9 protein-coding genes are annotated in these 8,754 nt (G+C 40.8%); 4 read left to right on the top strand and 5 right to left on the bottom strand.

Features of this window, described 5'->3' with window-relative positions:
- Window positions 1-90: 90 nt before the first annotated feature.
- Window positions 91-1,059 (bottom strand): YbgA family protein, encoded by a 969-nt coding sequence (locus tag CS060_RS13505; RefSeq protein ID WP_035050008.1) that lies wholly within the window; start codon window positions 1,057-1,059, stop codon window positions 91-93.
- Window positions 1,060-1,420: 361 nt separating this feature from the next.
- On the opposite strand from CS060_RS13505, the gene CS060_RS13500 reads away from it, so the two are divergent.
- Together CS060_RS13500 and CS060_RS13495 are read left to right on the top strand one after the other, a co-directional pair.
- Window positions 1,421-2,773 (top strand): YjiH family protein, encoded by a 1,353-nt coding sequence (locus CS060_RS13500; RefSeq protein ID WP_035050010.1) that lies wholly within the window; start codon window positions 1,421-1,423, stop codon window positions 2,771-2,773.
- Between the two features lie 96 nt (window positions 2,774-2,869).
- On the top strand, window positions 2,870-3,466 hold the full coding sequence (locus CS060_RS13495) for a nucleotidyl cyclase domain-containing protein (protein ID WP_035050012.1): 597 nt from the start codon (window positions 2,870-2,872) through the stop codon (window positions 3,464-3,466).
- A gap of 143 nt (window positions 3,467-3,609) precedes the next feature.
- Here the strand turns inward: CS060_RS13495 and trpB are convergent, their stop codons facing one another.
- Together trpB and CS060_RS13485 are read right to left on the bottom strand one after the other, a co-directional pair.
- Window positions 3,610-4,773 carry a tryptophan synthase subunit beta gene (gene trpB, locus CS060_RS13490; protein WP_035050013.1) on the bottom strand — a complete coding sequence of 388 codons (1,164 nt, stop codon included), beginning with the start codon at window positions 4,771-4,773 and terminating at the stop codon, window positions 3,610-3,612.
- A gap of 79 nt (window positions 4,774-4,852) precedes the next feature.
- Window positions 4,853-5,779 carry an alpha/beta hydrolase gene (locus tag CS060_RS13485; RefSeq protein WP_035050016.1) on the bottom strand — a complete coding sequence of 309 codons (927 nt, stop codon included), beginning with the start codon at window positions 5,777-5,779 and terminating at the stop codon, window positions 4,853-4,855.
- A 122-nt stretch (window positions 5,780-5,901) separates the two neighbouring features.
- On the opposite strand from CS060_RS13485, the gene trhA reads away from it, so the two are divergent.
- Window positions 5,902-6,537 carry a PAQR family membrane homeostasis protein TrhA gene (gene trhA, locus CS060_RS13480; RefSeq protein ID WP_035050017.1) on the top strand — a complete coding sequence of 212 codons (636 nt, stop codon included), beginning with the start codon at window positions 5,902-5,904 and terminating at the stop codon, window positions 6,535-6,537.
- A gap of 35 nt (window positions 6,538-6,572) precedes the next feature.
- On the opposite strand, the gene CS060_RS13475 is transcribed toward trhA, so the two are convergent.
- Both CS060_RS13475 and CS060_RS14185 read right to left on the bottom strand, forming a co-directional pair.
- Window positions 6,573-8,243, bottom strand: a complete 1,671-nt coding sequence (locus CS060_RS13475; protein WP_035050014.1) for an acyl-CoA dehydrogenase family protein — start codon at window positions 8,241-8,243, stop codon at window positions 6,573-6,575.
- Entirely contained in the window at window positions 8,221-8,367 is a 147-nt protein-coding gene (locus CS060_RS14185) for a hypothetical protein (protein WP_156099089.1), read from the bottom strand. The genes CS060_RS13475 and CS060_RS14185 overlap by 23 nt, the downstream gene beginning before the upstream one ends.
- A gap of 47 nt (window positions 8,368-8,414) precedes the next feature.
- On the opposite strand from CS060_RS14185, the gene CS060_RS13470 reads away from it, so the two are divergent.
- Window positions 8,415-8,754, top strand: a 340-nt coding sequence (locus tag CS060_RS13470; RefSeq protein ID WP_099669048.1) for a helix-turn-helix domain-containing protein, incomplete at its 3' end; no start/stop codon positions are given.

Below are 8,754 nucleotides of genomic sequence, written 5' to 3'. Positions count from 1 at the left end.
GCCTTCGCAGTTCGGGACTTTCACCCTATAGATTGCACCCATGCCGAGCACACCAAAAAAGCGACAAGGATAATCCTTTGTCGCTTTTTTTCAATAATCCCTTCCTTTTCCCGAGTCCGTCACATCAAGCAATGGCTCCGGATAGGGTTGAAAATATCGTTGTTTCAACAAATATTCGTTTTGATAGCGAATGGCCCATGAACGAATGACTGCTGTTACACTACTTAACGGTAGCTTGCCCGCCCGATATTTTTCTAACAACTCATGGACATACCGCTTTTCTTCACCGCTTAATTCATGTTTAAAATAACCGATCATATGTTGACAAACATTAATGTTCGAATTTCGACGGGATCGTCGTGCAAACAACTCATGTAATGTTTGTTCATACCGCAAAAATATTTCTTCGTGCGGCAAACGAGTTCGATTTGCAACAATATTTCCTAATTGTTTCAATTTTTGTTGATGATAAGCCATAAATAAATATTTATGCTCAGCATGAAATTCAACAAGACGATGGTGTGAATTTGTCTGTTTTACCTCTCGAAACAAAGCAAGCGTAAATAACTTCGTCAAAAAATGCTCTCGAATAACGAAATTTGTTAATCGCCCCTCTTCTTCCACAGCTTTATGTGCAAACATTTGTAACACATGTTTCGCAAACATCCCGCTTCCCTTTCCTGATGCAGGTCCTTTTTGTGCACTACGATATATTTTGACATCTTTAATTCCACACGATGGGGACCGACTTTTTAAAATAAAACCGTCCACATTCGATAATTGCATTAAAAACGAAGCAGAGAACTCGTTCATTCGCTCGGTTATATCCATTTCGGTTGATGGTTGAATGAGTCGCACTTGTTCTCCGTCTTGAACGAGCCGAATCGTCTCACGCGGCGTACCAAGCCCAATGCGCACTTCTGGACAAACAGGGATAAATTGCACAAATGGCGCGAGCTTATGTACCACTTCATCGTTTAGTTGATCACCATTATACCGACAAGGAGAAAAACCGAGACATTCACTAACAACGACGATTGGTTTTGCATAATGCCACATCTGTTATTCCTCCTTTGCTTGTTTTTGCTTATCATATCGCACAAACAAAAAAAATACACGCATCGATGTGCTTACAAAAACAAAAAATTTCGAATTTGAACGTTTATACAAAAAAATGATTGATTATATATTAGTTTTGTTTTATTATGCTTTATGTTGCCTATATCGCAATATTAAAATCGTTATTAATTCATAATTTTGTATGTATATAAGTGTGCACTTTTATATTTATACACCCATGGAAAATAATTTATATTTCTGAATCATTTTGTTATATTGACTATTTTTATTTTTATATTACGATAGTAGTAATGTTATGTATCCGCTTTCAAAAAATGTAGTGGAAAGGTGGTTTTTAAAAATGAATCATGCTCAGTCACACAAGTTTACTGACATACTAAAATTTCTCGTTCCATCACTTATTGGTGTATTCCTTTTTATGATTCCTGTCCCTTATAAAAGTGAAATGACTATTCCTGTAGCCATTTTAGCAAAGTGGGTCGAAGGGAATTTTGTTTCTGTCATCCCAACCATTTCTGTTTTATTTATGTTTATCGCAACGATTGGCACGATTATCGCCAAAGTAGCACAACCTTCTGTTATAATGAATAGCTCGTTTCTTCGTCGATTATTCGATGTGAATGGCTTGTTTGTCGTTGCCCGTATCGTTGGTACAATTTTAGGGGCGATGACATTATGGAAAATTGGTCCGGAATGGGTATGGTCAGAAAATACAGGTGCATTGTTGTTATATAGTTTGATTCCGATTTTGTTTTCTGTCTTTTTATTTGCAGGATTATTTTTGCCATTACTTTTAGATTTCGGTCTACTTGAATTGTGTGGCGCACTTTTAACAAAAATTATGCGTCCGGTATTTAAATTACCTGGCCGCTCGTCGATTGACTGTATTGCTTCCTGGCTTGGAGATGGAACGATCGGTGTATTGTTAACGAATAAGCAATATGAAGACGGCTTTTATACGAAGCGAGAAGCAGCAGTGATTGGAACAACTTTTTCTGTTGTGTCAATTACATTTAGTATCGTTGTTATTACGTATATGAAACTTGAACATATGTTTGGAGCGTACTATTTTACGATTGTTGTTGCTGGTCTTGTAGCAGCAATCATTATGCCACGTATCCCACCATTATCTAAAAAACCAGATACGTATTATCATGAACATCACGTACCAGTTGATGAAACAGTACCAGCTGGGTACACACCTTTTCAATGGGGACTAAAACAAGCAACAGACGTTGCTAAACGCAATAGCGATATGGGGAAACTATTAAAAAACGGCATACAAACGGTCATCGATATGTGGTTAGGTGTATTACCTGTCGTCATGGCGATTGGAACGGTTGCATTAATTATTGCCGAAACAACGCCAGTGTTTGAATGGCTCGGTAAACCTTTCGTACCGCTTTTGACACTCCTACAAGTACCAGAAGCATCAGCTGCTGCACAAACGATGGTTGTTGGCTTTGCCGACATGTTTTTACCTGCCATTATCGGTAGCGGCATTGAAAGTGAATTTACTCGCTTCGTTATTGCTTGCGTTTCCGTAACACAGCTTATTTATATGTCTGAAGTAGGTGGATTGCTTCTCGCATCTAAACTACCAATTACGTTTAAAGATTTAGTTGTCATTTTCTTACTTCGCACACTCATTACATTACCAATTATCGTTTTTATAGCTCATTTCATCTTTTAACGTAAAAGGGCGATCGTCTCGCCCTTTTTTATTTTTCCTCCATTTGTCCAACCCAATTGCACGATTGTTTCATAATATGGAGAGAGGTGACAATATATGTTTAAAAAACATATAGGAAAAACAATCGGTTTATTCATTAGTCAACTTGTATTATTTTCAGAAGCGATCGCTATGAGTGATACGATTGATGTAACACAATTACGTGGAACGGAATTATATGTTGTCGTCGGTTTTTATGTGTTCCAAACCATTGTAGGTATTTATTTTGGTAATCGTTATGATCGAAAAACTTGCGTCAAAGATTTAATATATCAGTTAAAAAGCAAAGACTTTGCTACAAGTACATTTGAAAAAATCGCAGCGCTCGTTGATCGAGATCCAGATAATCGTTTGACCATTTATTTACTCCGCACGAAACAAAATAGCCAAACACAACAAAAAACAGCATTTGAACAACTTTTAGTCGAAGAAACACGAAAAAGCGACATTATCGCTAAATGGTCAAATGATGAATACTTGATTATTGCTGTCGAAAACGCCGCCAAACCCTCTACACTAATTGAACGAATCAAGCAAAATAGCCCTGTATCTTTTCTTGTCGGTTATGCGACATACCCGGTCGAAGGGGAACAATTACAACAGTTATTACAAGTCGCAAAAGAACGCATGTATGCTACACGTACGACAAAATAAGAAATGGCACAAAGCAAGACATTGCCTATATCCATGAACGACTTGATTATCAGCTCAGCTGTATTGCACGCGTAGAGGATGCTAAAGAAAGCAAATGAACGATAAAAACGTCGTTCCACGTTGTGGAAACGACGTTTTTATGACTAACCTCTTAACATATGGAACACCTGCTCGACGTCTTTATCTCCTCGACCTGATAAGTTCACGATAATGATTTGATCGTGATCGAGCGTTGGAGCTAGTTTCATGGCATACGCAACCGCGTGAGCACTTTCTAGCGCAGGAATGATCCCTTCTGTTTTTGAAAGCATTTGGAATGCTTCTAACACTTCGTCATTTGTTACCGTATAATATTCTGCACGACCAGACGTTTTTAAAAAGCTATGTTCCGGTCCAATTCCTGGATAATCGAGCCCAGCAGCAATTGAATATGTTGGTTGCGGATTTCCTTCTTCATCAAGCAAAACGAGACACTTAAAGCCGTGAATGACAGCTGGCACTCCTTTCGTTAGTGTAGCGGCTTGCTCTGGTTCGACTCCGATTAAACGTACACTCGGTTCGTCAATATAATGAGCAAAGGCCCCAATGGCGTTACTACCACCGCCTGTGCAAGCGATCACTGCATGTGGCAACCTACCTTCTTTTTCAAAAATTTGTCGCTTACTTTCTTCACTAATGACAGATTGAAAGTGTTTGACAATAGATGGATACGGATGTGGTCCAACAGCTGATCCAAGCAAATAAAATGTATGTTCATAATTTTCGACATAGTCGTTTAACGCTTCATCAACTGCATCTTTCAATCTGCCTTGTCCTTTTGATACTGGAACAACTTTTGCTCCTAGCAACTCCATTCGAAAAACGTTTAATGCTTGCCTTCTCGTATCTTCTTCTCCCATATAGATGACGCACTCCATCCCAAACATCGCACAAGCAGTCGCTGTCGCCACACCGTGTTGCCCAGCTCCTGTTTCAGCAATGATACGTTTCGCCCCCATTCGTTTCGCTAATAAAATTTGCCCGATGACATTGTTAATTTTATGAGAACCAGTATGGTTTAAATCTTCTCGTTTTAAGTAAATTTTCGCTCCACCAAGTTTTTCAGTTAACCTTGAAGCAAAGGTGAGCGGATTTTCTCGTCCGACGTACTCTTTTAAATAAAACGCAAACTCCTCATGGAATGTAGGATCGTCCTTGTATCTTAAAAACTGTGCCTCTAAATAGTCTAACGCTTCCTGTAACGCCGGCGGTACGAAACTTCCGCCAAACTCTCCGAAATACCCTATTCTCTGCTCAACTACACTCATCTTCTTTCCCCTCTCCATTTTCCAAATTTACTACAAGCATACCTACATTTTTATCAGAAGTCAATGAATATTCAGAATTTTATTTTTGCACTTTTTCTAAAAATGCTAACATATGCTGAATATATTCCTCTTTATACATAGCAAAACTTTTCACATGCTTCGCTTTTTCGGTGAGCCAAAGTTCAAATACGTCTGGATGTTTTTTGTACATGTTTACACTTTCTTTGTATGGGATGGACGGGTCTGCTTTACTATGAATAAATAAGATCGGACGCGGCACAATTGTATCAACTGCTTTGATCGGAATAGATTCTGCTGGGTCTAAATCGGTAATCATCGGAATAAGGGTAATGATTAAATACGTAAACGGCACGTTAGGTAAGTTTGTCCATACAGGCATATATGTGCGCAAATATCCTTCTAAATCGCTAAACGGGCTGTCGGCAATAACTGCTTTTACATCTTTATCCATTCCTGCCGCTAAAATCGACGTTGCCGCCCCCATGGACACTCCATACAGAACAATCGGTTCGGAATAGTGTTGTTTTGCATAATCAATGACACCAAGCAAATCATATTTTTCTTTTGCGCCAATCGTTGTCATGTTTCCTTCCGATTCGCCGCTTGCGCGAAAATCAAACATGATGACGCGATATCCTTCGTCTGTTAGTGCTTTAGCAATTGGCAAAAACGGCACGTTAGGTTCGTAACGATTCCCACCGTAACCGTGCGAAAAAATAACGGTCATTTTCGCTTGTTTCGTCGGTTCTATGATCCAGCCTTTTAGCTTTAGTCCCCCATCTTTACTTGTAAATGTCACATTTTGATAAGCCATTCCGTAATCTTTTGGTGTCTCAACAACCGCTTTTCGCTCTTTGTGCGTCAAGTTCCAGCCAACATAAATCGAAATGGCAACACAAGCGATTGCTACAAGCAACAATATGCTGACAAACAACGGAACAAGCCATTTTTTTGTCTTTCGTTGCCTTTCTACTTGTATTTGCATCATTTCTCACCTCCTTTTTTCCATTATATCGCGAACAAAAACAACAATGAACAAAAAATGTACGATATGTACTTAAGTGTGTTACAATGAACAAAATGCCTTTAACGAAAGGAATGAAATCATTGGCTTTTACGCATACATTTACAAAAGAAGAAGAAATCGTTCATGCGATTACACATGGCGTTGGTGCAATATTTAGCATCATAGCGCTTGCTATTTTGACGGTCATGGCTACGATCCACGGAAACGCTTGGCACGTTGTAAGCGTCTCGTTATTTGGGAGCACGATGCTTCTCTTATATTTGTCATCAACGATTGTACACGCCTTACCAGAAGGACGTTGGAAGCGACTGTTTGAAATTTTCGACCATTCGGCGATTTATTTTTTTATTGCGGGCACGTATACGCCGTTTTTATTTTTAGCAGTGAAAGGTGCGATCGGTTGGACGCTATTTGGCATCGTCTGGGGGCTTGCGCTGATCGGAACAATTTTTAAGTGTTTTTTCGTTAATCGATTTTTATACACATCAACAATCATTTATATTGTGATGGGCTGGTTGATTGTATTTGCATGGAAACCGCTCGTTTCCGGTCTTTCGTTAGAAGGTGTCGTCTATTTAGTCATTGGTGGGATTTTATACACAATCGGCGCGATTTTTTACGTATGGCGCGGGTTTAAATTTCATCATGCCGTCTGGCATCTGTTTGTGTTAGGCGGGTCTGTTGCCCATTTTTTAGCGGTGTTTGTTTTAATATAAGGCAAGGAGCCGACTTGGTACCTTGCCTTTTTCTTTTATACTTCTACCTCTTTTGTTTCGTTCATGATAGCGTCAAAATAACGAACCGATAACATCTCGGCATCGAATAAATTGCATCCCCAAATATGCTGTAAGAAAAGGCGGGCGATGAGTTCGTTTCGCTTGCTTTCTTTTGCTTCTTTTAACGCGACGACGCTTAAATACAAGTCGCAAAGGCGGTTGGCGATTTTTTTAGCGTGATACGTTTGCACATCTTCCGGCTGTCCGTGCAGTTTTTGGAGCGATTGCGCCAATTCACGTAGCCCGCTTTCCACTGGTGCCGCAAATACACGTATTTCGGCAGGAAGTGTAGCTAGTTGCTCGCTTATTGTTTGAATAAATGTTTCATGAATGCGGTATTTGCGAATAAGACGCAACACTTCAAGCCCTAAAATGTTTGCTGTTCCTTCCCAGACGGTCAATACTTGGGCATCGCGAAGCAATCGCGGGGTGACAAAATCTTCAATGTAGCCGTTTCCGCCGTGTATTTCAATCGCTTCATGGGCAAATGCAATCGCTTCTTCGGCTGTTCGCATTTTTAAAAGCGCAATTAATAAGCGATTCCACGCTTTTTCTTGCTCAGACGCTTGATCCGACGTGCGCATCACACGGTCAAAAAAGGAAATGAGCTCAAAACAAGCGCTCGTTTGCACTTCTTGGCGCGCCGTTAAGTTTGCTAGCGTTTCTTTCACCATTGGATACGATGTAAGCCATTGTCCGAACGCTTTACGATTTGCCCCATATTGCTTCGCTTCCTCTAGCGCCCGTTTCATGATGCCAATCGAGGCGACGGCATTGCAGACGCGCGATAAATTGAGCGCTTCCATCATATAGTAGAATCCTTTTTTCGCATCGCCAATTAAATAAGCTTTTGCCCCTTCAAATACGACTTCCGCCGACGGCACAGCGCGAACACCAAGTTTATCTTTTAAACGCCGAATGTGAATGCCGTTTAACGTGCCATCGTCGTTGCGCCACGGTACTAAAAATAAACTAAGTCCTTTCGTCCCCCGCTCGCTTCCGTCGATGCGCGCAAGCACTAAGGCAACCCCGCACATGCCAGCGTTGCTCGCAAAATATTTTTCTCCATAAATTTCATAATGGTCACCGCATAAAACAGCGCGTACTTCATTGGCACCAACGTCCGAACCGCCTTGCCGCTCTGTTAAAAACGTCGCGCCTTCATACAGCTCGACTTCGCCTGTGGAAATGACGTGCGGCAAATATTTTGCTTTAATTCGTTCATCCGCAAAATGCTCTAATACGTATGCAGTCGCCATTGTTAACGTCACCGGGCAATAAAATCCGGGTTCGACTTGTGATAACAAATAGCCTTGAGCATACGAATAAATGTAGTTGCCAACACGGCCAAGTGCAGGAATCGGTTTATGGACATAGCCGACAATGCCTGTTTCATACGTTTCTTTTACTGTTTGTTTATATCCTTCGTTCACCCATATTTCGGAAATATCGTTACCAAAACAGTCATATTTGATGAGCCGCGGCTGTCCTTCGCGGTCTGTATGTACCGCGCGCCGGTCGATATCGGTCATGCATCGTTGCCAAAACTTCTCTAACTCTCCTTCCGCATACGCATAAAACTCTTCATCTAAATATTTTTTTAAGTTGGCAAGTAAGTTCGGATCAACTTCTCGTAGCTGTTTCATTATGCATCCCCCTCAACACTTGTTTTAATATTTTTCCTGTCGCATTGCGCGGTAGTTCAGGAATGGCTTCATATATATACATGCACCTTAAAACCATGACTTCTGTATGAACACCTTTTTTCATGGCTATACTGCTCCTAAATATTTCTATACAAAAGGAGCGGAAAAGACATGAAACGTCTGAAAATCACAAATGATCACGGCTGGACGCCTCGAACACTTCGGAAACAAGAACGGAAAATCAAAGATGCTTCTCTTCGTGTTCGGGTGACCGCTGTTCGTCTCGTCATGGAAGGTCACCTCGGTAAAGATGTCGCGAAAATGGTCAACGTATGCCGTCAATCCGTTGCCCTTTACGTTGCACGGTTTAATCAAGGAGGGCTCGATCATTTACTCGATCGTCGGTTGCCGCCTGGTCGTGTGCCATTTCTGACGGAAGAACAACAACAAGAAATTAGACAACTCGTGTTAACTACTACACCTGTGGATGCTGGCTGGGGCATTGCTTCAT

Source organism: Anoxybacillus flavithermus, from assembly GCF_002742685.1.
In the GTDB taxonomy this organism is placed as follows: Bacteria; Bacillota; Bacilli; order Bacillales; family Anoxybacillaceae; genus Anoxybacillus; species Anoxybacillus flavithermus_E.
This window is presented reverse-complemented; position numbering and strand designations above follow the sequence as displayed.